The sequence below is a fragment of the Streptomyces sp. NPDC018693 genome, from assembly GCF_044391385.1.
Classification (GTDB): Bacteria; Actinomycetota; Actinomycetes; order Streptomycetales; family Streptomycetaceae; genus Streptomyces.
In genome coordinates, this window is record NZ_JBIRZZ010000006.1 from 382,534 (window position 1) to 403,847 (window position 21,314).

The 21,314-nt window shown below is 72.0% G+C and carries 22 protein-coding genes; 15 read left to right on the forward strand and 7 right to left on the reverse strand.

All coding sequences use genetic code 11. From position 1 onward, the window contains the following. The first annotated feature begins 16 nt into the window (after positions 1-16). The 6 genes from ribH (at position 17) to ACH5AC_RS19210 (ending at position 4,853) form a co-directional block, all read left to right on the forward strand. Positions 17-502 carry a 6,7-dimethyl-8-ribityllumazine synthase gene (gene ribH, locus ACH5AC_RS19185; RefSeq protein ID WP_398863072.1) on the forward strand — a complete coding sequence of 162 codons (486 nt, stop codon included), beginning with the start codon at positions 17-19 and terminating at the stop codon, positions 500-502. A gap of 34 nt (positions 503-536) precedes the next feature. After that, a complete protein-coding gene (locus ACH5AC_RS19190; protein ID WP_171144228.1) occupies positions 537-809 on the forward strand; it encodes a phosphoribosyl-ATP diphosphatase in 273 nt (90 codons plus the stop codon). A gap of 51 nt (positions 810-860) precedes the next feature. Continuing rightward, complete coding sequence (gene hisG / locus ACH5AC_RS19195; RefSeq protein ID WP_398863073.1) at positions 861-1,709, forward strand: ATP phosphoribosyltransferase; 849 nt, start codon at positions 861-863, stop codon at positions 1,707-1,709. Positions 1,710-1,755: 46 nt separating this feature from the next. Continuing rightward, a complete protein-coding gene (locus ACH5AC_RS19200; protein WP_398863074.1) occupies positions 1,756-2,211 on the forward strand; it encodes a PH domain-containing protein in 456 nt (151 codons plus the stop codon). 234 nt (positions 2,212-2,445) lie between these two features. Next, on the forward strand, positions 2,446-3,771 hold the full coding sequence (locus tag ACH5AC_RS19205) for a hemolysin family protein (RefSeq protein WP_398863075.1): 1,326 nt from the start codon (positions 2,446-2,448) through the stop codon (positions 3,769-3,771). Beyond that, positions 3,768-4,853 carry a hemolysin family protein gene (locus ACH5AC_RS19210; RefSeq protein WP_398863076.1) on the forward strand — a complete coding sequence of 362 codons (1,086 nt, stop codon included), beginning with the start codon at positions 3,768-3,770 and terminating at the stop codon, positions 4,851-4,853. The genes ACH5AC_RS19205 and ACH5AC_RS19210 overlap by 4 nt, the downstream gene beginning before the upstream one ends. Before the next feature lie 43 nt (positions 4,854-4,896). Here the strand turns inward: ACH5AC_RS19210 and ACH5AC_RS19215 are convergent, their stop codons facing one another. Together ACH5AC_RS19215 and ACH5AC_RS19220 are read right to left on the reverse strand one after the other, a co-directional pair. Further along, positions 4,897-6,762: an AAA family ATPase gene (locus ACH5AC_RS19215; protein ID WP_398863077.1), complete on the reverse strand. Its 1,866-nt coding sequence runs from the start codon at positions 6,760-6,762 to the stop codon at positions 4,897-4,899. Positions 6,763-7,145: 383 nt separating this feature from the next. Further along, complete coding sequence (locus ACH5AC_RS19220; RefSeq protein ID WP_398863078.1) at positions 7,146-7,826, reverse strand: uridine kinase; 681 nt, start codon at positions 7,824-7,826, stop codon at positions 7,146-7,148. 66 nt (positions 7,827-7,892) lie between these two features. On the opposite strand from ACH5AC_RS19220, the gene ACH5AC_RS19225 reads away from it, so the two are divergent. The 5 genes from ACH5AC_RS19225 (at position 7,893) to ACH5AC_RS19245 (ending at position 12,155) form a co-directional block, all read left to right on the forward strand. Next, entirely contained in the window at positions 7,893-8,027 is a 135-nt protein-coding gene (locus tag ACH5AC_RS19225; protein ID WP_398863079.1) for a hypothetical protein, read from the forward strand. A gap of 380 nt (positions 8,028-8,407) precedes the next feature. Beyond that, a complete protein-coding gene (locus ACH5AC_RS19230) occupies positions 8,408-9,850 on the forward strand; it encodes a peptidase C39 family protein (protein ID WP_398863080.1) in 1,443 nt (480 codons plus the stop codon). A 111-nt stretch (positions 9,851-9,961) separates the two neighbouring features. Next, entirely contained in the window at positions 9,962-10,102 is a 141-nt protein-coding gene (locus tag ACH5AC_RS19235; RefSeq protein WP_398863081.1) for an SCO1431 family membrane protein, read from the forward strand. Positions 10,103-10,196: 94 nt separating this feature from the next. After that, positions 10,197-10,856 carry a TetR/AcrR family transcriptional regulator gene (locus ACH5AC_RS19240; protein ID WP_398863082.1) on the forward strand — a complete coding sequence of 220 codons (660 nt, stop codon included), beginning with the start codon at positions 10,197-10,199 and terminating at the stop codon, positions 10,854-10,856. Positions 10,857-10,982: 126 nt separating this feature from the next. Then, complete coding sequence (locus tag ACH5AC_RS19245; RefSeq protein WP_398863083.1) at positions 10,983-12,155, forward strand: acyl-CoA dehydrogenase family protein; 1,173 nt, start codon at positions 10,983-10,985, stop codon at positions 12,153-12,155. A gap of 419 nt (positions 12,156-12,574) precedes the next feature. On the opposite strand, the gene ACH5AC_RS19250 is transcribed toward ACH5AC_RS19245, so the two are convergent. Next, positions 12,575-13,021, reverse strand: coding sequence for a hypothetical protein (locus tag ACH5AC_RS19250; protein WP_398863084.1), 447 nt, complete (start codon positions 13,019-13,021; stop codon positions 12,575-12,577). Between the two features lie 230 nt (positions 13,022-13,251). On the opposite strand from ACH5AC_RS19250, the gene ACH5AC_RS19255 reads away from it, so the two are divergent. The 4 genes from ACH5AC_RS19255 to fxsA all read left to right on the forward strand — a co-directional run bounded on the left by ACH5AC_RS19255 (position 13,252) and on the right by fxsA (position 17,718). Further along, on the forward strand, positions 13,252-13,692 hold the full coding sequence (locus ACH5AC_RS19255) for an Lrp/AsnC family transcriptional regulator (protein WP_390662387.1): 441 nt from the start codon (positions 13,252-13,254) through the stop codon (positions 13,690-13,692). Positions 13,693-14,113: 421 nt separating this feature from the next. Next, positions 14,114-15,718 (forward strand): amidohydrolase, encoded by a 1,605-nt coding sequence (locus ACH5AC_RS19260; protein WP_398863085.1) that lies wholly within the window; start codon positions 14,114-14,116, stop codon positions 15,716-15,718. Positions 15,719-16,298: 580 nt separating this feature from the next. Then, entirely contained in the window at positions 16,299-17,099 is an 801-nt protein-coding gene (locus tag ACH5AC_RS19265; RefSeq protein WP_398863086.1) for a polyprenol monophosphomannose synthase, read from the forward strand. Positions 17,100-17,157: 58 nt separating this feature from the next. Next, entirely contained in the window at positions 17,158-17,718 is a 561-nt protein-coding gene (gene fxsA, locus ACH5AC_RS19270; RefSeq protein ID WP_398863087.1) for an FxsA family membrane protein, read from the forward strand. A 121-nt stretch (positions 17,719-17,839) separates the two neighbouring features. On the opposite strand, the gene ACH5AC_RS19275 is transcribed toward fxsA, so the two are convergent. The 4 genes from ACH5AC_RS19275 to ACH5AC_RS19290 form a co-directional block, all read right to left on the reverse strand. Beyond that, positions 17,840-18,214, reverse strand: a complete 375-nt coding sequence (locus tag ACH5AC_RS19275) for an RNA polymerase-binding protein RbpA (protein WP_010357981.1) — start codon at positions 18,212-18,214, stop codon at positions 17,840-17,842. 278 nt (positions 18,215-18,492) lie between these two features. Beyond that, entirely contained in the window at positions 18,493-19,845 is a 1,353-nt protein-coding gene (locus ACH5AC_RS19280) for an MFS transporter (protein ID WP_398863088.1), read from the reverse strand. A gap of 41 nt (positions 19,846-19,886) precedes the next feature. Further along, on the reverse strand, positions 19,887-20,660 hold the full coding sequence (locus ACH5AC_RS19285; protein WP_398863089.1) for a glycerophosphodiester phosphodiesterase: 774 nt from the start codon (positions 20,658-20,660) through the stop codon (positions 19,887-19,889). Beyond that, entirely contained in the window at positions 20,657-21,310 is a 654-nt protein-coding gene (locus tag ACH5AC_RS19290) for a YitT family protein (protein ID WP_398863090.1), read from the reverse strand. Before ACH5AC_RS19290 ends, ACH5AC_RS19285 begins: the two co-directional genes overlap by 4 nt. Between the last annotated feature and the right edge of the window lie 4 nt (positions 21,311-21,314).

A 21,314-nucleotide genomic window follows, 5' to 3' on the forward strand; every position in this document is an offset into this window, starting at 1 on the left:
GAGGAGACACGAGAACGTGAGCGGCAAGGGCGCACCGGAGCTGTCCGTACGCAATGTGGGTGACCTGCGGGTCGCCGTCATCGCGGCACAGTGGCACGAAAAGGTGATGGACGGTCTGGTGGACGGCGCCCTGCGCGCCCTGCACGAGCTGGGGATCGACGAGCCGACCCTGCTCCGCGTCCCCGGCAGCTGGGAACTGCCGGTGGTCGCCAAGGTGCTGGCCGGACGCGGCTACGACGCGATCGTCGCGCTCGGCGTCGTCATCCGCGGCGGCACCCCCCACTTCGACTACGTCTGCCAGGGCGTCACCCAGGGCCTCACCCAGGTCTCCGTGGACACCGGAGTCCCCGTCGGCTTCGGCCTGCTCACCTGCGACGACGAGGAGCAGGCGCTGGACCGGGCCGGCCTGCCCGGCTCCAACGAGGACAAGGGACACGAGGCGGTGACGGCGGCGGTGGCGACCGCGGCCACCCTGCGCTCAGTATCTGAACCGTGGCGCTGACGAAGCTCGTCTGTGGCATAGGCTGAGCGTCACCATGTCCAATAAGACGTTCGAGGAGCTCTTCGCCGAGCTCCAGCAGAAGGCCGCCACCGGCGACCCCGCCACCTCCCGCACCGCCGAACTGGTCGGCAAGGGCGTCCATGCCATCGGCAAGAAGGTCGTCGAGGAGGCCGCCGAGGTCTGGATGGCCGCCGAGTACGAGGGCAAGGAAGCGGCCGCGGAGGAGATCTCCCAGCTGCTCTACCACGTCCAGGTGATGATGGTCGCCCGCGGCATCTCCCTCGACGACGTCTACGCCCACCTCTGAGCCGCACCCCCGCACCCAGCACCGTACGAACGAACGAAGGAAGCCGACCTCATGCTGCGCATCGCCGTCCCCAACAAGGGTTCACTGTCCGGCCCTGCGGCGGAGATGCTGCATGAGGCCGGCTACCAGCAGCGCCGCGAGTCCAAGGAGCTGCGCATCGTCGACCCGGAGAACGAGGTCGAGTTCTTCTACCTCCGCCCCCGCGACATCGCGATCTACGTCTCGTCCGGGCGGCTCGACATCGGCATCACCGGCCGCGACCTGCTGGTCGACTCCGGCGCCGACGCCGAGGAGATCCTGCCCCTCGGCTTCGCCCGCTCCACCTTCCGCTTCGCCGCCAAGCCGGGCACGGTCGACGGCGTCGAGGACCTCAAGGGCAAGACCGTCGCCACCTCCTACGAGGGGATCGTCGCCGGGCACCTCGCCGACCGGGGCGTCGACGCCTCCGTCGTCCACCTCGACGGCGCCGTGGAGACCGCCATCGAGCTGGGCGTCGCCGAGGTCATCGCCGACGTCGTCGAGACCGGCACCAGCCTGCGCAACGCGGGCCTGGAGGTCTTCGGCGAGCCGATCATGAAGTCCGAGGCGGTCGTCGTCCGCCGCACCGGCGCGGACACCGAGGACCCCAAGGTCCAGCAGTTCCTGCGCCGCCTCCAGGGCGTCCTGGTGGCCCGGACCTACGTGATGATGGACTACGACTGCCGGGTCGAGCAGCTGGAGAAGGCCGTCGCGCTCACCCCCGGCCTGGAGTCCCCGACCGTCTCCCCGCTGCACAACGAGGGCTGGGTCGCCGTACGCGCCATGGTCCCCGCCAAGGAGGCCCAGCGGATCATGGACGACCTGTACGCCATCGGCGCCCGGGCCATCCTGACCACGGCGATCCACGCCTGCCGCCTCTGATCCGGTCCAAGGCCGCCTCTGATCTGATCCAAGGGGTCACGCAGCGATGTCCGAGCTTCCCGCCCTGCCCGTCACCTTCCGGCCCGGCCGCACCCGTGCGGTCCTGCTCACCGCCGGTGTCGCGATCTTCGCCGTCATCACGGCGATCGCGCTCCTGCTGGAGCAGCTCGGCCCGGGGGAGCGGCTCAGCTTCATCTTCACCGGCGCACTGATCTTCGGTGTGCTGGCCACGCTCGCCCGGGTGAGGGTCGTCGCCGACGAGACCGGCGTCACCGTGGTCAACATCGCCAGCAAGCGGCGCCTGCACTGGGCCGAGATCCTCCAGGTCAATCTGCGGCCCGGCGACCCCTGGGTCTTCCTCGACCTCAGCGACGGCACCAGCCTGCCCGCGCTCGGCATCCAGCCGGGTATCGCCAAGGCCAGGGCGATCGACGACGCGCGCACCCTGCGGGCCCTCGCCGAGGCCCGCTCCATCCGGGACCCCGAGCAGGGTCAGGGCTGAGCCAAGACGCTCTCCGGGTGTGGTCCGGGTGCACTCAGGGGGCGTCCACCCTGCCCCAAGAGGCCCTGTCTTGATTAATCTGGTGGCGGAGGCGACGCGGTCGCCTCCGCCGCTGACGTACCACCCGGTCCTCAGAGGTTTCCTGCTACCCGAGGAGTGACTCGCTCCAGCGATGGACGGATCGTCCTGTAGTACCTGCGCCGCCCCCTCCCGAGATACCGGGGCGGCGGCATCATGACCATCCCCCTGCTGCTGCTCGCGGCCGCCTTCCTGCTGATTCTCGCCAACGGCTTCTTCGTCGCCGCCGAGTTCGGCCTCGTCACGGTCGAGCGCCAGGACGCCGAGCAGGCCGCCGCCGACGGCGACCGACGTGCCCACCGGGTCGTGGAGTCGCTCAAGGAACTGTCCTTCCAGCTCTCCGGCACCCAACTCGGCATCACCATCACCTCCCTCGTCGTCGGCATGCTCGCCGAACCGGCGCTGGCCCAGATACTGGACGGCCCGTTCATCGCGATCGGCATTCCCGACGGCGCGGTCTCCGGCGTCGCCGTCGTCGTCGGCATGCTGCTGGCCTCCGCCGTCCAGATGGTGATCGGCGAACTCGTGCCCAAGAACTGGGCGGTGTCCCGGCCGCTGCAGGTCGCGCGCTTCGTCGCCGGCCCGCAGCATCTGTTCGCCCGTCTCTTCCGGCCGGTGATCGCCACGCTGAACGCCGTGGCCAACCGTCTCGTCCGCGCCCTCGGCGTCGAGCCCACCGAGGAGCTGGCCTCCGCCCGCACCCCCGGCGAACTCGTCTCCCTGGCCCGGCACTCGGCCCAGGCGGGCGCGCTGGAACAGGACACGGCCGACCTGTTCGTGCGCACCCTGTCCCTGGCCGAGCTGACCGCGCAGCATGTGATGACCCCGCGTGTGAAGGTCAGCGCCCTGCAGTCGTCGGCGACCGCCGAGGACGTGGTCAACCTGACCCGCGCCACCGGCCTGTCCCGCTTCCCCGTCTACCGCGAGAAGATCGACGAGATCGCCGGCATGGTCCACCTCAAGGACGCGCTGGCCGTGCCCGTGCACGACCGGCTGCGCACCCCCGTCGGCCGGATCGCCCGCCCGGCCCTGCTCGTCCCCGAGACGCTCCCCGTCCAGCCCCTCCTGGCCCGGCTGCGCAGCGAGCAGCCCATCGCCGTCGTCGTCGACGAGTACGGCGGTACGGCGGGCGTCGTCACCCTGGAGGACATCGTCGAGGAGATCGTCGGCGAGGTCCGCGACGAGCACGACGGACAGGACACCCCCGAACTCGCCGCCGCCCCGCCGGAGGACGGCCGGCCCGCCTGGGACGTCGACGGCAGCTGCCGCGTCGACATCCTCCGGCGCATAGGGCTCCAGGTCCCCGAGGGGCCCTACGAGACGGTCGCCGGCCTCGTCGCCGACCTGCTCGGCCGCATCCCGGCCGTCGGTGACCGCGCCGAACTGCCCGGCTGGCGGCTGTCCGTCCGCCGCGTCGGCCACTACCGGGCCGAGCGGGTCCGGCTCGTGCGCACCGGCGTGGTCGTGGAGGTCGCCCGATGAGCCTCCTCCAACTCCTCTTCGCCGCGCTGCTCGTCCTCGCCAACGGCTTCTTCGTCGGCGCCGAGTTCGCGCTCGTCTCCGTCCGCCGCAGCCAGATCGAACCGCTCGGCACCGCGCGGGCCCGCCAGGTGCTGTACGGCCTGGAGCGGCTGCCGCAGATGATGGCCGCCGCCCAGTTCGGCATCACGGTCTGCTCGCTGACCCTGGGCGCGGTCGCCGAACCGACCGTCGCGCATCTGCTGGAGCCGGTCTTCGAGTGGGTCCACCTCCCGCACGGGATGATCCACCCCCTCGGCTATGTCATCGCACTCGCGGCCGTGGTCTTCTTCCACCTCGTCATCGGCGAGATGGTCCCGAAGAACCTGGCCATGGCGGCCCCCGAGAAGGCCGCCCTGTGGCTCAGCCCCGGCCTGGTCTACTTCGCCCGCCTGTGCAGGCCGATCACCGTCGCCCTCGGCGCCGTCGCCCAGGCCGTCCTGCGGCTCTTCCGCGTCGAGCCCAAGGACGAGGTCGAGGCGGTCGTCACCAGCGAGCAGCTCAACCGGCTGCTGGAGGACTCCGGCCAGGCCGGGCTTCTCGATCCCGAGGAGCGGGAGCGGCTGGAGGACGCGCTGGAACTGGGCTCGCGGCCGGTGACCGACGTGCTGCTCAAGCGGGAGTCCCTGGTGACGGTGCCGCCGTCGGTCACGCCGGGCCAGATCGTCGAGCTCACCGCCCGTACCGGGTACTCCCGTTTCCCCGTCGCCGCGGAGAACGGCGCCTTCATGGGCTACCTGCATGTGAAGGACGTACTCGACCTGGAGGACTCCGAGCGGGCGGTGCCACAGCAGGTGTGGCGGCCGATGACGACCCTGCGGTCCGAGCTGCCGCTGGACGACGCGCTCACGGTGATGCGGCGGGCGGCGACCCATCTGGCGCAGGTCGCGGATGCGGGGGGTCGGGTACTCGGCCTCGTCGCGCTGGAGGACGTACTGGAGCTGCTCGTCGGTGAGGTACGCGATCCGGCGCACCGGGAGGTACCCGAGGTGAGGGTGACGGAGCCGCGGGGGAGCGGGGAGCCGGAGGAGGTACTGGCTACCTAGCTGCGGGCCGGTGGGGTTCGCTCGCCCGCGCCGGCGGGGTGCCTTACATGGCCGACGGATCCTGAGGTGCCCTGCCGCTCAGCACCTCCCCGTACGCCTGCATCAGGTCCGGCAACCGCAACGTGGCCAGGTCCTCCCGGGACAGCACCCCCGGGTACGTCGACAGCCGCAGATCCCGGTACGCACAGCTCTTCTCGTACAGGGTCCGCAGGAACCGCCCGTTCCCCAGCTCGTCGATCCACCCCTGGTCGACCACGTGTCCGGCGATCGACCGCAGCTCGTCCAGCGCCTCCTCGTCCCACCCGTCCCCGTTCTCCGCCGCGAGGACCTTGCCGATCTCGGTGAGTTCCAGGGGACGGTACGAGGGGAAGTCGACGCGCGTCGTGAAGCGGGAGGAGAGGCCGGGGTTGGCGGCGAGGAGGCGGTCCATGCCCTCGGGATAGCCGGCGAGTATGACCACGAGGTGGTCGCGGTTGTCCTCGGCCCGCTTCAGCAGCACCTGCAGCGCCTCGTCGCCGTACGCGTCGCCCTTGCCGTACCCGGAGTTGGAGAGCGAGTACGCCTCGTCCACGAAGAGGACCCCGCCGAGCGCGGAGTCGATCAGTTCGTTGGCCTTCACGGCCGTCTGACCGAGGTACTCGCCGACGAGGTCGGCCCGCTGCGCCTCGACGAGGTGGTCGCCGCCGAGCAGTCCGAGGGCGTAGAAGACCCGGCCGAGGATGCGGGCCACGGTGGTCTTGCCGGTGCCGGAGGGCCCGGAGAAGACGAAGTGGCGTTTCGGCGGCTGCACCGGCAGGCCCTGCCCGGCCCTCAGCCGGGCCATGTTCAGCTGTGCGGACAGGGCCTTGACCTGCCGTTTCACCGGCTCCAGGCCCACCATGCGCTCCAGTTCGGCGAGCGCCTCCTCCAGCAACGCGGGGTCCGTCGGCCCGGCGGGCAGCGTCGACGGCGGTGGGGCGGTCCTGTGGCGCACCGCCGGGTCGGTCACCGCCGGCAGTGGTCCGGCGGGCGGCCCGTCGGGTTCGCCGAGTTTCAGGTCCCGTCCTTCGGTGCCGAACAGCGGGTCGAGGGTGTCGGGCCCGTCCACGCTGTCCTGGCCGAGGCCGGTGAGGGTGATCGCCGCGAGGTCGGCGGGATCGTCGTACCCGTCGCCCTCGGCGATCGCGGCGAGCCGGGCCGAGGTGTCCATGAAGGCGGGGTCGACGCGGTGCACGGCCCGGTACAGCGGCAGCGCTGCGGCCGAGCGGCCGGTGCCCTCGTGGGCCCGCGCCAGCCAGTAGCGCAGCTCCTTGCGCTGCGGCTGCTCGCTGCGGCAACGCATCAGCGCGGTGGCCAGCAGCGGCTCGGCCTGCCCGTACATCTCCAGCCGGACCCGGGCCATGCCGCCGAAGAGCCCGGCCTCGATGCCGAGCAACGGGTCGTCGAGCAGCGGGTCGGTGTGCCGTACCAGTTGTTCCCAGTCCTTGACCAGATAGGACCGGCAGGCGTGCAGAAAGCGGACCTGGTGGTCGGTGTCGACCGGCGGCAGTCCGGCGAGCGCGCGGTCCAGCTCGGGGACATGGCGGCCGTCGAGCCAGTGGGAGGCGTGGGCAAGCAGCAGATCACGCGGGCTCTCCAGCACGGGCTGCACCCACCAGCCCAGCCAGTACCAGGAGTTGAGGGTGCGGCGGTGCCGGGAGCGCTGCTCGCCGAAGCGGTCGCGGTGCCGGAACATCCGCAGCAGCGCGGTAGTGGTGTCCACCCGCAGCGCGTGCAGCCCGAGCCATCCGTCGGCCATCCCCGGGTCGATCCGCACGGCTGTGCGGAACTCCTCCTCCGCCTGCGGATAGGCGCCCATGGTGTAGGCGTCCACGCCTCTCAGCCAGGCGAGGTCGGCCGGGGCCTCGGGGCCCTGCGTGCCGAAGTCCATCACGTCCCCCACAAACCGTGCCGCGGACCGGAGTTGCAACGAGCGTGAAGCAGCCGTCCGTAGGTCGCACCGAGGGCATCGTACCCGTGGGGGTGTCGCCCGCCTAAGGGTGCCGCACGGGCCGTTTGACGAGGTGGGAGCAGAAGGGTCGCATCGCGGGCGGTGACCGAGGGTGAGCGAATCGCGCCGTCGCGCGTCCGGACCGGGCCCCGCGCGCGTCGCGCGGGCAGAACGAAGCCCCCGATCACGGGGGAACAACCGGGGGCTTCGCGACTTGGGGCGGCTTCCATTGCCGCACATTGAGAACGTAAGTCCTGTACGGGCCGCCGGTCAAGCGGAGTTGAAGCACTGGGGGAACTTCTTCCGCAAGGGTCTTCACAGGTTCACCACATCGCGGGTGGTCCATCACGGTCGGTGACATTCTGGTCTCCCTCACCCGCCGCGCCGGGGCCCGGCAGCACCTCGTAGCCCCGCTTCAACTGCCGTACCAGAAGGTCCGCGTACGGCCGTGAGGGGTCCGCCGCGAAGTGCCGGCGCTCCGCCTCGACCCACTCCTCCCAGAACTCCCGCTGCTCCTCCCCGTCCCGGGCCCGGCCGCGCGCCCAGGACTCCTCGGGCGGCACCTCCATCCACAGCAGATGCGCCAGATACGGACGCAGCTCCCGGCGGCCGGCGCCCACGCCCTCGATCAGGACCACGGGCGCGGGAGGCAGTGGGCGGGGCGCGCCGAAGCGCCGCGCACGCCAGTCGTACGGGGTGTAGTGCGCCGTCTCGCCCTGCCCGAGGGGCCCGATCACCTGCGCCCGGAGCCGCCCGGTCCACGCGAACAGCTCGGCGTGGCTGGCGATGTCGTCCAGGTGCAGCACCGGCGCGCCACCCAGCGCCTGCGCCAACCGCTCGGCGAACGTGGACTTCCCGGACCCGGCATGCCCATCGACACCGACCAGACGAACCGACCCACAGGACGGCGGCAGACGGCGGAGCCGGGAGGCGAGCGGGTCGATGGCACGGTCCTGGGACGGGGGCGAACGGGTGCGCGCGCAGTCTATTGCGACCGACGGCACCACACCGCACCGTCCCGGATCGATCACGGCCTGCGAGCGCGTGTTGATCCTGGGCGACTGACGGTTATGACGCTGCTGGTCGGCGGTGCCGGCGAGCGGCGTGTCTGCGGCGGCCGCATCGTGTCGTCGTGGGGCGATCGCGGGCTCCGAGCACGCACCGACGTCAAGCGCCTGCCGACCCTGAGCGACGGTCGACTGTGATGCCGCGGTGCGCGACGTCGGCGGACCGCTCGTCGGCGGCGACCGCACGGCACCGTTCAGGAGCGATCGCCGACTTCGAGTGCGTACCAATCCCGAGTGACCGTCGACGTGGAGTGATCGCCGATCCCCAGCGCGTACCGATCCCGAGCGACCGTCGATCCGTCAGCGTGTGTCGATCCTGTGCGGCTGCCGGCTGCGTCGCCGCTGACGGGCGGCGTCGGCGGGGCTGCCGGGGGCGCCACTACCTGGGGCGGCTGACTTCGGTCGGCGTGGCACGCGCTCGGGTGCTGGCCGTGGTGGTCGGTCGCGTCCATAGTGGGCGCGAGCCGTGCACCGGATCTGCCCCGTGTCGGGCCATATCACCTGGGGGTCCTCCGCCCATGAGCAGAGCCGAACTGCCTCAGCCCTCCCGCCGTACCGTCCTGACCGTCGCCATGGTCGCGGCAGTCGGTGGGACCGCGGGCCCGGCGGCCGCAGCCGATCCGCCCGGGGTGGGCGTGACGCCGGGTGCCGAGGGAGTCGGCGCCGCCACGCCCGACGCGAAGGCGTCGGCCGGCACGGCGGGCGCCCGGGGCGGCGCCGCCGTACCGGCCCGGCCTGTCGACTACCGCTCCTGGACCACGTACGCCGAGTGGCGCGGCGGCGCCGCGCACGGCACGCGGCCCGTCGCGGGCGCGCGTCCCGGCCTGGTCATCGGTGCACCCGGCGGCACCAGCGACTACACCGACCCGCACACCGGCGAGAGCGCCCGCTGGGAGTACGCGACCTGGACGTCCCCCGTCCATCGGCTCGCCGTACCCTCGACGGAGGCGATCGCCTCCTGGAACGCGCACACCCCCGATGGCACCTGGCTCCAGGTCGAGCTGAAGGGGACGTACTCCGACGGCGAGGACACCCCCTGGTACGTGCTGGGCCGTTGGGCGGCCGGCGACCGGGACATCCGGCGGACCTCCGTCGACGACCAGAGCGACGGCCGGAGCACCGTGTGGACGGACACCCTGGCCGTCGACAACGCCTCGACCGGCCTCCGCCTGGTGTCGTACCGCCTCCGGCTGACCCTGTACCGCCGGCCAGGCACGAAGCTCACCCCGACGGTGTGGCGCCTGGGCGCGATGGGCTCGGACGTCCCCGACCGCTTCACCGTCCCGGCCTCGACGCCGGGTGAGGCGCACGAGCTGAGCGTGCCGCGCTACTCGCAGGAGATCCACCAGGGTCGGTATCCCGAGTACGACAACGGCGGCGAGGCATGGTGCAGCCCCACCTCCTCCCAGATGATCATCGAGTACTGGGGCTGCCGGCTCACCGACGAGCAACTGGCCTGGGTGGACCCGGCCCACGCCGACCCTCAGGTGTGTCACGCGGCCAGACATACGTACGACTACCAGTACGGCGGCTGCGGCAACTGGCCGTTCAACGCGGCCTACGCGGCCACCTTCGACGGGCTGCAGGGCGTGGTCACCCGGCTCTGTTCGCTCACCGATCTGGAGACGCTGATCGCCGCGGGGATCCCGGCCATCACCTCCCAGTCCTTCCTGAAGGAGGAGCTGACCGGCGCGGGGTACGGCACCGCCGGTCATCTGATGACGGTGATCGGCTTCACGGCCGACGGTGACGTCATCGCCAACGACCCGGCCGCGCCGAGCAATCGGGCGGTGCGGCGGGTCTACCGGCGGCGGGAGTTCGAGAACATCTGGCTGCGGACCAAGCGGTACAACGCCGGCGGGAAGGTCGTCTCCGGTACCGGCGGCGTCTGCTACCTCTACTTCCCGGCCCAGCCGACCCCGGCCCAGCGCAAGGCGCTCGCGGCGGTGGGGGTGCGCTGAGCGGCGCCCGTGTGTGAGCAAGGTCTCGGCCGCGAGCCGGGCGGACGGTGGCAAGGTGGATGAATCGACCGGGGGGACACCTGACCGCGCGACCACCACCAGCGAGACACCATGACCGCACACTCCGCCACCGCCGTCCGCGCCCGCACCGGCGGGCCGAAGGGCGACGGGCCGAAGACCTTCGAGCACCTCATGGGCTGGACCCTGGTCGTGGTCGTCGCGATGCTCGTCACACAGCTGGGCCTGGTGTGATCATCGGTTTAGTCATGTGACAGGTGTGACATGACCCACGCATGACCTGACATACTGCGGATGTCCCGCCGACCGTTGAGACCAGGGTCGAAATTTGAACATCCCGCAGCAGCGCGACGCCGCCCGTCCCAGAGCGCGCGGAACCGAGCGCTCACTGGCGCGCCGGGCCGAACTCATCGCCATCGGGCGCAAGTTGTTCGCCGACACGTCCTACGACGCGCTCTCGATGGACGACATCGCCAAGCAGGCGCATGTCGCCAAGGGGCTGATCTACTACTACTTCCAGTCCAAGCGCGGCTACTATCTGGCGATCATCCAGGACTCGGTCGCCGATCTGGTCTCCTTCGCGGCGAGCGGCGTCGAACTGCCGCAGGTGGACCGGGTCCACCGCACCGTGGACAGCTATCTGCGCTACGCCGAGCACAACCAGGCCGCCTACCGCACGATCGTCAGCGGCGGCGTCGGCTTCGACACCGAGGTGCAGGCCATCCGGGACGGCGTGCGCGAGGCGATCGTCGCGACCATCGCCGAGGGCGCGTACGGGCGCACCGACATCGCCCCGCTGGCCCGCATGGGCCTGCTCTCCTGGGTGTGCAGCGTCGAGGGTGCCACCCTCGACTGGATCGGCCGCCCCGGCCTCTCCCGCGACACCATGCGCGAACTGCTGGTGAAGACCCTCGGCGGGGCCATGCGCGCCGTCGAGGACCTCGACCCCGCCTACCCGGCCCCGCGGCCGGCCCGCCGCGGGGACTGAAACCCGCCCTTGGGGCGGAGGCGTCGGCCGTGATCGCGGCCGTGGCCGCCTGCCGTGCGCGGGCCGCCGTGCCGGGGCATACTCACAGCGCGCACTCGCAGGTCAGCCGGTGAGGAGGAGCCCGCCATGCCCGACCGTGCCCCTCAGTCGGTGGACCGTCCGCTGACCACGGACGAGGCCCGGGATCTCATCGCGCTCGTCCGTGACATCGCCCGCCGCGAGGTCGCCCCGAGCGCGGCCGAGGAGGAGGAAGCGGGCCGCTTCCCGCGTGAGCTGTTCACCCTGTTGTCCGAGTCGGGCCTGCTCGGCCTGCCGTACGACTCCGCCCACGGCGGCGGCGACCAGCCGTACGAGGTCTATCTGCAGGTCCTGGAGGAACTCGCCGCCGCGCGGCTCACCGTCGGCCTGGGCGTCAGCGTCCACACCCTCGCGTCCTTCGCGCTCGCCGCGCACGGCACCGACGAGCAGCGCGACGAGCATCTGCCCGCCATGCTCGGCGGCGGACTGCTGGGCGCCTACTGTCTCTCCGAGCCGTCCGCCGGCTCGGACGCGGCGGCCCTGCGGACCCGGGCCGAACGCGCGGGCGGGGACTGGGTGCTGAACGGCACCAAGGCGTGGATCACCCACGGCGGCATCGCGGACTTCTACACGGTCATGGCCCGCACCGGCGGCGAGGGGCCGCGCGGGATCACCGCGTTCCTGGTGCCGGGCGACGCCGAGGGCCTCACGGCCGCGCCGCCGGAGAAGAAGATGGGCCTGAAGGGCTCACCCACCGCCCAGCTCCACCTCGACGGCGTACGGATCCCGGACGGTCGGCGGATCGGCGAGGAGGGGCAGGGCTTCGCCATCGCCCTGGCCGCGCTCGACGCCGGCCGGCTCGGCATCGCGGCCTGCGCCGTCGGCCTGGCCCAGGCGGCCCTCGACGAGGCGCTCAACTATGCCGTCATGAGGCGGCAGTTCGGGCGGCCGATCGCCGACTTCCAGGGGCTGCGCTTCCTGCTCGCCGACATGGCGACCCAGATCGAGGCGGGGCGCGCCCTCTATCTGGCGGCAGCGCGACTGAAGGACGCCGGGCGCCCGTTCGCCCGGCAGGCCGCCATGGCCAAGCTGCACTGCACCGACACGGCGATGCGGGTCACCACCGACGCCGTCCAGGTCCTCGGCGGCTACGGCTACACCGCGGACTTCCCCGTCGAGCGCTATCTGCGCGAGGCCAAGATGCTGCAGATCGTCGAGGGCACCAACCAGATCCAGCGGATCGTCATCGCCCGTCACCTTTTGGGTCCGGAGACCCGCTGAACTGTCCCGGCCGCACCAGCGGCGCCGCCAGCCGCACCCACTCCGGGTCGTGCCGGCCCGGCAGGGTGCGGCCGCGGTCGGCCCAGGCGCGCATCAGGTCGCGGTAGATGGGCGGGTCCTGGGGCGGCGACGGGGCGTGAGGTGGTGGAGGCTGAGGCGGCGGAAGGTGCGGAACCGATTCTGTGCCCACCGGCGAGACGGGAGCAGGAACGAAGAGCTGGCGAGGACGTCCGGACACCGAGAATGTACGGGTCATACCAGGGCAACGCGCCCGGTCACCGCCGGGTCACCGGCGCGTGGGGTCGCGCTTGCGTTCGCGTTGTGCCCCGGCGCGTGCGGACGCACTGTCCCGCACCACGGCAGCCTGCGGGCCATGGTGCAGGTCAGTTCGGTGAAGGTGTGGGGCGGGCGCGGCGCGCTCAGGCGGCGTGGCGACGCATCGTCGGCACGCGCATCGGGCGCGAGCCCGGGCCGCCGACGTGCGAGAAGGGCTGGGTGCGCCAGTCGAGCCCCTGAGGGAGCGTCAACAGCAGCGCGGTCTCCTGCTCCTGGGGCTTGACGGACTCGTCCGCGGGGCGGGCCTCGGAGGCCGCGCGGCCCGTACCCGCGCAGACCGTGAGCCCGAACGGGTTCCACGGCGAGGCGCACAGCGCGTGCTCCGGCAGGACCTCCTCGTCCGCCAGCAGCGCGATGGGCTGCGCGCAGTCCGGGCAGATCACCCGGTACATCTCGAAGGTGTCGTACGCGTCGAGCTCGTCGGCGTCGTACCCGTCGGTGTCGTCGGGTTCGACGCCCTCCGGCTCGGGCTCGACAACCGACTGGAGCCGCTTGGACGCGGTGCGACCAGGGCGCTTAAGACTCTGCATGGGATTCTCCCCCTCGGGCTGGGCCGTGAAGGCGCTGCGGCCTCGACCACAGCAAGCACTTCCCATGCCGTTCCGGCGGTAATCACGGGGACATCACGAAGGCCGCCCGGGGGATGTGGCGTTGGTCACATGCCAGCCGCAGATGCGGCCGGCCGGCACATCACAAACGGGGTATGACCTGGGCTGCATAGGTATACGAGGTGATCGGGCGCCCTGTAGGTTCTTGCGCCATGGAGGAGCTGGACCGGCAAATCGTGCAGCTGCTCGTCAAGGACGGGCGGATGAGTTACACCGACCTGGGCAAGGCCACCGGCCTGTCCACATCGGCCGTGCACCAGCGGGTGCGCCGACTGGAACAGCGCGGCGTCATCCGCGGCTACGCGGCCGTCGTCGATCCGGAGGCGGTGGGACTGCCCCTGACCGCGTTCATCTCGGTGAAACCGTTCGACCCCAGCGCCCCCGACGACATCGCCGACCGCCTCGCCGGCGTCCCCGAGATCGAGGCGTGCCACAGCGTGGCGGGCGACGAGAACTACATCCTCAAGGTGCGTGTGGCGACCCCCCACGAACTGGAGGAGCTACTGAGCCGACTGCGCGCCCTGGCCGGCGTGTCGACCCGCACGACGGTGGTCCTCTCGACCCCCTACGAGGCCCGCCCGCCACGCATCTGATCCGCCTGTCCCTGCCCCAGTGAGTGCGCCGCCGACCGAGCCGCAACCACTGTGGCCTGCCAGGGCGGGACCGCCGTGGGCCGTCGACCCGTCACCGCCGTGGTCTGCCGATCGGTGACTGGTGCGGGCGGTGGGATCGCGACTGCAGTGGCTTGCCGGGTTGGGTTGGCTGTGGGCTGCCGACCCGTTACCGCCGTGTCTGCCGACTGGCGATGGTGCGGGTGGTGGGGCCGCGACTGCGGTGGCTTGCCGGGTTGGGTCCGCCGTGGGCCGTCGACCCGTCACCGCCGTGGCGTGTCGGTCTCCGCCGTGGGCAGTCGTTCCGCAGGGCGATGGGGGGTGGGCGCGGCCGACAGCGCCGGGTGCCTTGGAGTCCGCCCCAGGTGAATCCCGGGACCGGCCCCGCGAGAAACTGTCGGTCATGAGTGAACGCACCCCGGCCCCGAAGACCGTACTGCTCCGCCGAGGCGAGGTGCACAGCCCCGCCGACCCCTTCGCGACAGCGATGGTCGTCGAGACCGGCCAAGTCGCCTGGGTCGGCTCGGAAGGCGCCGCCGACGCCTTCGCGGACGGCGTCGACGAGGTGATCGACCTCGACGGCGCCCTGGTCACCCCCGCGTTCACCGACGCCCACGTCCACACCACCGCCACCGGCCTCGCCCTCACCGGCCTGGACCTGTCCGCCGCGCCCACCCTTGAGGCGGCCCTCACCCGCGTCCGCGAGTTCGCCGCCGCCCGTCCCCACGACCGCGTCCTGCTCGGCCACGGCTGGGACGCCTCCCGCTGGCCCGGCGGCCGCCCGCCCACGCGCGCGGAGCTGGACGAGGCGACCGGCGGCCGCCCGCTGTACCTGTCCCGCATCGACGTGCACTCGGCGGTCGTGACCACGGCCCTGCTGGACCTCACCCCCGGCGCCACCCCGCCCGGCGACGGCCCGCTGACCGCCGACGCCCACCACGCCGTCCGCGCCGCCGCGTTCGCCGCGGTCACCCGGGAGCAGCGCACCGAGGCGCAGCGCACCGCCCTCGCCCACGCGGCCTCCCTCGGCATCGGCTCGGTCCACGAGTGCGCGGGCCCCGAGATCTCCTCCGAGGAGGACTTCACCGACCTGCTGCGGCTCGCCGCCGAGCAGCCGGGCCCGAGAGTGATCGGCTACTGGGCCGAACAGAACGTCGAGAAGGCGCGCGAGCTGGGCGCGCTGGGCGCGGCCGGCGACCTCTTCGTCGACGGTGCCCTCGGTTCCCACACCGCGTGTCTGCACACCCCGTACGCCGACGCCGACCACACCGGCACCGCCTATCTGGACGCCGCCGCGGTCGCCGCCCATGTCGCCGCCTGCACGGAGGCCGGCCTCCAGGCGGGCTTCCACGCCATCGGGGACGCCGCCGTCAGCACCGTCGTGGAGGGCGTGCGCGCCGCCGCCGAGAAGGTGGGCCTGGCCCGCGTCCGGGCCGCGAGGCACCGCGTCGAGCACGCCGAGATGCTCACCCCGGGGACCATCGCGGCCTTCGCCGAACTGGGCCTGACCGCCTCCGTGCAGCCCGCCTTCGACGCGTTGTGGGGCGGCGAGGGCGGCATGTACGCCCAGCGCCTGGGCGCCGACCGGGCCGCGACCCTGAACCCCTTCGCCGCCCTGCTGCGTGCCGGCGTCCCGCTCGCCTTCGGCTCCGACAGCCCCGTCACGCCCCTGGACCCGTGGGGCACCGTCCGCGCCGCCGCCTTCCACCGCACCCCGGAGCACCGCGTCTCCGTACGGGCCGCCTTCACCGCCCACACCCGCGGCGGCTGGCGGGCGATCGGCCGGGACGACGCGGGCGCCCTGGTGCCCGGCGCGCCCGCGGACTACGCCGTGTGGCACACCGGGGAACTGGTCGTGCAGGCCCCCGACGACCGGGTGGCCCGCTGGTCCACCGACCCCCGCTCCGGCACCCCCGGGCTGCCCGACCTCACCCCCGGCCGCGACCTCCCGGTCTGCCTGCGCACGGTGGTCGGCGGCCGGACCGTGTTCGTACGGCCGGGCGAGTGATCCCGCGGGGCGTGGGCGGGCGAGATCACCCGTCCGCCCGCCGTCGCTCGACCTGCGCGCCCACCGCGCTGACCTGGGCATCGACGGAAGATCCGCAGGTCGTACGGCTGTTGACAGCTGATGCCCGGGGGCCGGTAGGTTCGGCGAGTCCACCATCGGACGCCCCGCCGGGGAACCTCCGGTACTCGCCGCGACGCCGCTGGGTCAGGGACGGTGTGCCCCACCGGAGCACCGTCACGGGAGCCAGGCTCAGCGCCGCGCACGGCGAGGGAACGCTCCGTCCGGACGGGGAGGTGTGACCCGGATGGGGCCGGGCGCTCAGTAGACAACGGTTCTCGGCCGACCCGCAGCCAGCGGGTCCCGGGCCGGCCCGAAGGGCGCCGGGCCCCCATCCGCAGCGGTCCAAGGTCCCGTGCACGGCCCGCGTGTGCGCTTGCCTGCCGCACGCGCGGGCGTACAGGACGAAAACCGGATCCCTACCCCGATCTTGTGGAACGACACCGCAAACGAACGTCCTGTCACGTCATCGCAGACGAAGCCCACTATGGTGGTGCCTGCGTACGGACATGAAGGGGCAGCAGTGAACGACGGCGACGGGACCCTCGCGGCACAGGACCGGGGGAGGCAGTTCGGCCCGCTCGGCACGGCCTTGGTGATCATCCCGACCTACAACGAGGCGGACAACATCAAGACCATCGTGGGCCGGGTGCGCAAGGCCGTTCCCGAGGCCCATGTGCTGGTGGCCGACGACAACAGCCCCGACGGCACCGGCAAGCTCGCCGACGAGCTGGCCGCCGAGGACGAGCAGGTCCACGTCCTGCACCGCAAGGGCAAGGAGGGCCTCGGCGCCGCCTACCTCGCGGGCTTCCGCTGGGGCCTGGACCAGGGCTACGGCGTGCTCATCGAGATGGATGCCGACGGCTCCCACCAGCCCGAGGAACTGCCCCGGCTGCTCACCGCCCTCAAGGGCGCCGACCTGGTCCTCGGCTCCCGTTGGGTGCCCGGCGGCCGGGTGGTGAACTGGCCCAAGTCCCGCGAGTTCCTCTCCCGCGGCGGCAGCACCTACTCGCGGCTCATGCTGGACGTGCCGATCCGTGACGTGACCGGTGGCTACCGCGCTTTCCGCCGCGAGACCCTCGAAGGGCTCGGCCTCGACGAGGTCGCTTCCCAGGGCTACTGCTTCCAGGTCGACCTGGCCCGCCGCGCGGTCAGGGCCGGCTACCACGTCGTCGAGGTACCCATCACCTTCGTCGAGCGGGAGCACGGCGACTCCAAGATGAGCCGCGACATCGTCGTCGAGGCGCTGTGGCGGGTCACCGCGTGGGGCCTGGGCGAGCGCGTCAACAAGATCACGGGCAAGCCCGGCGAGCGTGGCCACTAGCCTTGTCCGGACCAGCGGCCTTATCCCGCTCTGAGCCGGGCCCAGGCACACTGGAACCATGACGACAGGCGTTCCGACCAGCCCCTACCCCGCCCGACCCCGGCGCTCCCGGCTGCGCACGTTCCTGCCGCTCGGCGTCGCCGCCTGGCTGGTGCTGGAGATCTGGCTGCTGACCGTGGTCGCGGGCGAGGCGGGCGGGCTCACCGTCTTCCTGCTGCTCGCCGCCGGGTTCCTGCTCGGCTCCGTGGTCATCAAACGGGCGGGCCGCCGCGCCTTCAGGAACCTGAACGAGGCGCTGCAGCGCGGCACACCCCCGACCCGGGGCGGCGGCAACGGCCTGATGATGCTCGGCGGCCTGCTGCTGATGCTCCCCGGCCTGGTCTCCGACGCCTTCGGCCTGCTCCTGCTGCTCCCGCCGGTCCAGAAGACCGTCGGCGCCTACGCCGAGCGCACGGTCGACCGCAAGCTCCGCGAGGCGGCCGGGGGTCCCTTGGGGGACGCCTTCCAGCAGGCCCGTATGCACCGCCCGGACGGCAAGGTGGTGCAGGGCGAGGTGATCAGGGAGGACGGCCGCCCCGGTGGCGCCCCGGAGGAACCGCGTCCGCCGCTCACCCCGTGACACACCCGCTCACCCCGTGACACATCACTTCACAGCACTCCGGGACACACCACAGACCGCGGGCGCCGTACCTCAGGTACGGCGCCCGCGGTCATGTGCGTGCGTTGCGGCCGGCTTTTCGCTACGCGGACTTGCGGCTGTCCCGGGGATGCACCGCGAGGTTCATCGCCCCGGACCGCAGAACGGCCAGCCGCTCCTCGAGGACCTCTTCGAGCTCCTCACGGGTGCGCCGCTCCATCAGCATGTCCCAATGCGTGCGCGCGGGCTTGGCCTTCTTCTCCTCAGGGCCGTCACCGTCCACCAGGAGTGCCTGGGCCCCGCAGACCTTGCACTCCCACTCCGGCGGGATCTCCGCCTCGACCGAGAAGGGCATCTCGAAGCGGTGCCCCTTCTCGCATGCGTACTCCACGGCCTGGCGCGGGGCCAGGTCGATGCCGCGGTCCGTCTCGTAGCTGGTCACCACGAGGCGCGTGCCGCGAAGAGCTCGCTCACTCATGAATCGTGCCTCCCGGGCTTGTCGCCCACAGGACAGGTGTCGCTGTCGTCGTCATCCGGTCAACGTCCGGTCGGCGGTAAAGATTCCCGTTCCGAGTCCCGTTCCGGGCAATGCGTCGCCGTCGTAGCCGCAGCCTTGTCAACCAGTGCAGTACCCACCGGCGCCCGGTTTGTCACATCTGTTAGGAGATGTCACCCAGCGTTTCGGCATCTTTGACGCGCAGTAACGGTACGCCTGGCAGGCCAAACGCGTACACTACAGCCCTTTCGTCGCGAGTGCTAAATCTTCTCGGGTACGGGATTGCCCGCGTCGCCGATCGCCCGCCGGACCGGAACCCGTGCGAGCAGCAGGAACCCCAGGACGAAGAAGGCGACCAGGGAGATGATCGCGTCCCGATAGCTGCCGGTCAGCTGGTAGGTGACGCCGAACAGCAGCGGGCCCAGCCAGCTCATGCCGCGGTCGCTCATCTCGTACGCCGAGAAGTACTCGGCCTCCTTGCCCGGCGGCACGAGATGGGAGAACAGGGAGCGGGAGAGCGCCTGGCTGCCGCCCAGGACCAGCCCGATCGCGGCGGCCAGCAGGAAGAAGCCGACCGGGGCCCCGGCCGGGAGGAAGTAGCCCGCGCCCAGAGTGAGCGTCCAGGCGACCAGCGAGCCGAGGATCGTCCGCTTCGCCCCGTACCGGCGGGCCAGCCGCCCCATGCCCAGCGCGCCCGCGACCGCCAGCACCTGCACCAGCAGCACGGCGGCGATCAGCGTGGACTGCTCCAGGCCCAGTTCCTCGGAGCCGTAGATCGACGCCTGGGAGATCACGGTCTGGATGCCGTCGTTGTAGATCAGATACGCCAGCAGGAAGGCGAGGGTGAGCGGGTGGCGGCGCATGTCGCGGACGGTCGCCACGAGCTGCCGCAGCCCGGGAGCCGTGGTCCCTGTCTCCCGTACGGCCGACGGGCGGTCGCGCAGCCGCAGCAGCGGAATCAGCGCGAAGCCGCCCCACCACAGACCGGCCGAGGCCAGACAGATCCGCACCGCCATCGACTCGGAGAGGCCGAAGGAGTCATGGGCGAGATAGAGGACCAGGTTGACCACGAGGACCAGCGAGCCCGCCGCGTACCCGAAGGCCCAGCCCCGCGAGGAGACCGCGTCGCGCTCCTCGGGAGCGGCGATCTGGGGCAGGTAGGAGTTGTAGAGCATCATCGCCACCGACTGGGCGGCGTTCGCCACGATCAGCAGCAGCCCACCCAGCAGATAGCGTTCGCCGCCGAGGAAGAACATGCCCGTCGTGGCCGCGGCGCCCAGATAGGCGGCGGCGCCCAGCAGCGGCTTCTTGCGGCCGGTGCGGTCGGCCGCCGCACCCACCAGCGGCATCACCAGTACCGCCACGATCACCGACAGGGACACCGAGTACGCGAAGAAGGAGCCCGCGCGCACCGGGATGCCCAGCGGATGCACATAGCCGTCGGCGTCCGCCGCCGCCTTGGCGACCGAGGTCAGATAGGGCCCCAGGAACACGGTGAGCACGCTCGTCGAGTAGACGGAGCAGGCCCAGTCGTAGAAGTACCAGCCGCGCTGTTCGCGCCGCCGCCCGGCGGCCTCGTCGGCCGCCGTCGCCCGCACGGTCTCGGTGCCCACCCGCGCCCTCACTTCCCCGTGTGTGCGCGAGGGCCCGGGGCTCAGACCCAGACGCCCCGGTCCTGCATGACCTTGCGCAGTGTGTCGATGTGATCGGTCATGATGCCATCGACTCCCAGGTCCAGGAGCCGGTGCATCCGCTCCGGTTCGTTCACCGTCCACACGTGCACCTGCAACCCGCGCGCGTGGGCGGCACGGACGAAGCGGCGGTCGACGACCTGGATGCCCGACTGGGCCTCGGGCACCTGCGCCGCGACGGCCGAGCGGCGCAGCGCGGCGGGCACGCCCCAGGAGCGCAGCCGCAGATTCAGCACACCCCGGGTGCCGTACGAGGTCGCCAGGCGCGGGCCGGCCAGCCGCTGGGCGCGCAGCACCCGGGCCTCGGAGAACGAACCGACGCAGACCCGGTCCCAGGCGCCGGTCCGCGCGATCAGGTTGAGCAGGGGGTGCAGGGCCGGCTCCGCCTTGATGTCGACGTTCCAGCGCACCTCGGGGAAGGTCTCCAGCAACTCCTCCAGGAGGGGCACCGGCTCCTTGCCCGCCACGCGCGCGTGGCGGACCTGCGACCACGGCAGGTCCGCGATGCGGCCCGCGCCGTCGGTCACCCGGTCCAGCGTCGCGTCGTGGAAGGCGACCAGCTTGCCGTCCCGCGTGGCGTGCACATCGGTCTCGATATAGCGGTAGCCCGCCTCGACCGCGCGCCGGAACTGCGCCACGGTGTTCTCCAGCCCGTCCGCGGCCCCGCCGCGATGAGCGAAGGGAATGGGGCCGGGATGGTCGAGGTACGGGTGCGGGTGGCGTGTCGGCGTGGTCACCGACGCAGTATCGCCCGCCGCGGTGACCCTCCGGCAACCACCGAGCTGCCGGAGGGTGCCGAGGCAACGGCGAACACCCGCAGGAAGAACTGGGCGAGCGGCCCGATCGACACCGCGTAGAGGACGGTGCCGACACCGATGGTGCCGCCGAGCGCGAAGCCGGTCACCACGACCGCCGCCTCCACGCCGGTGCGCATCAGCCGGATCGACCGCCCGGTGCGCCGGTGCAGCCCCGTCATCAGCCCGTCGCGCGGGCCCGGCCCGAAGGCGGCGGCGATGTACAGGCCCGTGGCGACGCCGTTCAGGACGATCCCGGCCAGCAGCAGCGGCACCCGTACGGCCAGGGAGTGCACCTCGGGCACCAGGGCCAGGGTGCCGTCCATGGCGAGGCCGACCACGAACACGTTGGAGACGGTGCCGAGGCCGGGGCGCTGGCGCAGCGGGATCCACAGCAGCAGCACCGCCGCGCCGACGACGATCGACACCACGCCGATCGTCATCCCGGTGTGCTCGGCGAGACCCTGGTGGAGCACGTTCCACGGCTCCAGACCGAGGCCCGCCTCGACGAGGAGCGCGGTGCTGGCGCCGTAGAGCGTGAGACCGGCGTACAGCTGGATCAGCCGTCGCCCGAGACGCCGTGACATGGACAAGGGT